Source organism: Streptomyces sp. NPDC043867, from assembly GCF_056435845.1.
This window is the reverse complement of sequence record NZ_JBWKDS010000083.1, coordinates 1-3,348: the sequence shown is the minus strand read 5'-3', so window position 1 is coordinate 3,348 and position 3,348 is coordinate 1. Positions and strand designations below refer to the sequence as shown.

At 72.8% G+C, this 3,348-nt stretch carries 5 protein-coding genes; all 5 read left to right on the top strand.

Translation table 11 applies throughout. The features are described 5' to 3' along the window. The coding region (locus AC069T_RS37885) for a hypothetical protein (RefSeq protein ID WP_478787069.1) at nucleotides 1-443 on the top strand (443 nt) is incomplete at its 5' end. Nucleotides 444-735: 292 nt separating this feature from the next. Then, nucleotides 736-1,206: a hypothetical protein gene (locus tag AC069T_RS37880; RefSeq protein ID WP_478787068.1), complete on the top strand. Its 471-nt coding sequence runs from the start codon at nucleotides 736-738 to the stop codon at nucleotides 1,204-1,206. 77 nt (nucleotides 1,207-1,283) lie between these two features. After that, nucleotides 1,284-1,448, top strand: coding sequence for a hypothetical protein (locus tag AC069T_RS37875; RefSeq protein WP_478787067.1), 165 nt, complete (start codon nucleotides 1,284-1,286; stop codon nucleotides 1,446-1,448). A gap of 81 nt (nucleotides 1,449-1,529) precedes the next feature. Beyond that, nucleotides 1,530-2,018, top strand: coding sequence for a hypothetical protein (locus AC069T_RS37870; RefSeq protein WP_478787066.1), 489 nt, complete (start codon nucleotides 1,530-1,532; stop codon nucleotides 2,016-2,018). Between the two features lie 306 nt (nucleotides 2,019-2,324). Then, nucleotides 2,325-2,921, top strand: coding sequence for a DNA-binding protein (locus tag AC069T_RS37865; RefSeq protein WP_478787065.1), 597 nt, complete (start codon nucleotides 2,325-2,327; stop codon nucleotides 2,919-2,921). The last annotated feature ends 427 nt before the right edge of the window (nucleotides 2,922-3,348 follow it).

Below are 3,348 nucleotides of genomic sequence, written 5' to 3'. Positions count from 1 at the left end.
GCTGTATTCTTTTACACGTCGGGAAGGGGAACGGCACCCCGGACCGGCACCACCAACACCGCGAAAGGACACCGCACATGAACAACCCGGACAACACTCAGCCGCCCACCGTGACTGAGTACACCGTCTACGACGAGGAGGAGTTGGAGAAGGCCACGGCGCAGTTTCTCGACCGCCACCTGAAGCCGATCGCGCGCCGCACCGGCCGCCATGTCGGCGAAGTGCTGGACGAGCTCGCCGAAGACCTGTTCACCGGCGGAGTGCTCGCCTACATGATGGCCAACCGCATGGCCGAGCAGGACCCGACCGTCAACGTCAACGCCGAGGCGGGCGCCATGTTCCTGGCCATGCTCCGCAAGATGCCCGGACGCGAAGCCCTGGCCAAGACCCTCGTGGGCGCCCTCTATCGCGAGATCCGCGCCGCCGAGGGCATCCAGGACTGACGCCACGCCAGCCGGGGGCGGGAACGGCACCCGCCCCCGCTACGGCCCCCGCCGAGCATGGCCCGCCCGCTTCACCGTCACCCGATACTGACCACCCGTCACCACCACGGCCCCCGCCCGGCGGGGGCCGTTCGCTTGTACAAGCCAAGGCCGCGAAACGGCCATTGACCAGCGGATTTCCCGGCAAGTCGAGTTGCCCATGGTGCTCTAGTGCTGTATTCTTTTACATGTCGGGAAGGGGAGCGGCACCCCGGACCGGCAACCCACCAACACCAGCGAAAGGAACAGAGCAGTGGACGAGACCACCAACACGGACCGCGCGGCGCGGGGGGCCGCCGTGGTCGCGGCCTTCCTGGCCGCCGCCGCCAAGGCCGGAGCGACGCTCACCCCGGGCGACCGCGCCGAGCTTGGCCGCGCGGCCGTCGCGGCGTACGCCCTGGCCACCGACGACCCCGCCGAGACGCTGAGCTGGACTCTCGCCGACCTCTACCACCACGCGGACGGGACGCAGGCCCCTCACGCACTGCTCGGCGCCGCCCTGATGGAGCTCTCCACCACGGTCAACGTGCTGCCCGTGCTCGGCGCACTCGGCGACGACGGCCGCCCCGGCATCCTCGCGTGCACGGTCGCGGCCGTACTCGCTTACGGCGACGAGCAGGCCGTATGCGTCCACGAGGTCACCGACCGCGCTTACGACCACTGGGCCGACGAGGCCGAGGAAGAACGGTTCATGCGCGTCCGCGCCGAGCGCTCCGCGAAGTAGCCCCCGCCGGTGGGGGCGGGAACGGCACCCGCCCCCACCGGCACCACCACCAACACCCGTCGAAGGGGAGTACCGCCATGACCAAGCCCACCGAGGCCGTACAGAAGCTCTTGGCCGAGGCCCGCGCCGACTACCGGCGAGCCAACAGCCCCGCCATGAAGGCCGCCGCCCGCGAACAGCTCGGGCAGGCCCGCACCAACGGCAACGCCGCCGCCGGTGCCCCCGGCAGCCGCCGTAACTGAGCACCACCCAGCCCGGGGGCGGGAACGGCACCCGCCCCCGGCAGCCCCTCCACCGACACCGAACGCAAGGAGAGACCCGACATGCACGACGTGACCAACGCCGACCGCGCGGCATGGGCCGCCGAGGCCCTGGCCGCCTACAACGACGCCGCCCCCGACCAGCTCTTGCCCGTGCCCGGGCAGGCCGAACGGGTGCGGCTCGGCATCATCGCCGCCGAGGCCCTGTCCCGCGCAACCCGATGGGACGCCCGCGAGCACACCGTGAACGACGAGGAGAGCGCAGACGAGGTGATCGGCGACCTGTTCGCCTACGCGTTCCTTCTGGCGGACGGCCGCGCCACCCCCGGCCAGCTCATCCAGGCCGCCGAGGAGATGCGCAGCACCGACTACCCCGTGACGCTCAACACCGTGTGCGAAGTCGCCGCCGCCGACGTCGAGCGCGTGGCCGCCATGCTCGCCGCATGCATGGACGCCGCCGAGCAGTTCGGGTGCGACGCGCCCGCCATGCTGGACCACGCGCGACTGTGCGCCGAGGAGATGAAGGCCGAAGAGGCGTACGAGACCGCCTGACAGCAGTAGGGGCCGGTGGGGACACCCCGAGGGGTGACGGCATCCCACCGGCCCAGCGCTTCCACCAACACCGGCCGAAAGGGGCCGAATGGAAAGCGGCACCAGTGTAGACCGATCGGCCGGACGCCGGCACCCGCACCAGGGGTGCGAGGCGGACCGGGGCGGCATCGAGCCGGCCCCGGACCGCGCTGCCGCCGACCACCCGCGCCGCCGTCCCCACCAGGCCCGCCCACCCGCGTGGGGGGCCAGGCCGCCCGCGGCCATACCCTCACACCCAGCACCACCCAGCCCCGAAGGAGCCCCCTCGTGATCCCCCACGGCCGCCCCGCACTCGACATCCACGGCGTAGCCGAACGCGCCGGCGTCTCGGCGACGACATGGCGCCGCCGGCATCACGCGGCGTTCACCGCCGCGGTGAAGCCGCTCCCGGGATCACTGCGGCCCGCCCTCTACGACGCCGCCCAGGTCGACGCCTTCCTGTCCGGCAAGCCCCTGCCCGCCCTCCCGACGAGACCGCACCCCGACGACCTGTTGACCGATTCCGAGGCTGGCGCCGTCGCCGGAGTCAGCGCGTCCACGATCCGGGCCGACGCCGTCAACGGCCTGATGCCCCGAGGCGAAGAGCGGCACGGCCGCCGGTGGTGGACCCGCGCCGACGCCGAGGCCCGCGCCGCCCGCCCGACGCAGTACAAGGGCCGCACACCCGGCGCCCGGGACAAGACCCCGCGCAACCGCCCGGACCACCGGATTGCCGAAGTCGCCACCGAGCTGGAACGAGCGGAGGCCGGCCGCCGCAGCCCCGTGACCGCCGAGGAGCTCGCCGAGTTCTACGAGGTCAGCACCCGCACCGCCGAGCGCATCATGTCCAAGGCCCGCGCCGAGCGCAGCAAGTCCGCCCGCTAGCCGCCCGCCGGCAGCGGCCGGCCCGCGTCCATCAGCAGACCGGCCGGAAGGCCGCCGCGCACACCGACTCGATGAAGCACTTCCCCGGCTCCCCCGGCGGGGGCCCGCCGTTCGGCCACGGCGCAGGCGTGAACAACTGCCCGTGCGCGAGCAGGAGACCGGCGAGACAGCTGTGAACCCAGCCAGGCCGAGCACCGCGGAACGCCGCATCACGCCGTAGCCAGTCGACCAACCAGCGCTCACCGTCCGCCAACTCCGCCGCGGTGGCATCCGGCCGCACCGCTTCACCGTCCATGGCGCCCAGTCTTCCGTACGGGGGTGTGGTGGGCACTGTGCGGGCCGGTTTGTGGGGCGCCTAGGGTCCGTAATCCTCCGTGGCCTGCGCCGTTGGCGGCCGGCGGGTCCGGTGGGGGTGGGAAAAGACGGC